Below are 204 nucleotides of genomic sequence, written 5' to 3' on the forward strand. Positions count from 1 at the left end.
AGGCCGCTCTCAGGTTGTTCGCGCCCCCTATAATCTGGAAATGTCTGCCCAGAGCCAGTTCGATCTCCTTGTCATGACAAGGGGTGTTCTCCCGCCCCCCGGCTGCCTGGGTGCGCAATCGGGTAAAGATGTTCTTTGCTGTTCTCAGGTTGTCCATATCTCCCATGAGCTGGTAATGTCTGCCCAGTGCCAGCCCATTGGTTT

1 protein-coding gene is annotated in these 204 nt (G+C 55.9%); it reads right to left on the reverse strand.

Features of this window, described 5'->3' with window-relative positions; translation table 11 throughout:
* The coding region (locus tag E1189_RS23610) for a hypothetical protein (RefSeq protein WP_196221221.1) at positions 1-204 on the reverse strand (204 nt) is incomplete at both ends.

The sequence above is a fragment of the Parendozoicomonas verongulae genome (assembly GCF_009711465.1).
GTDB classification, from domain to species: Bacteria; Pseudomonadota; Gammaproteobacteria; order Pseudomonadales; family Endozoicomonadaceae; genus Sansalvadorimonas; species Sansalvadorimonas verongulae.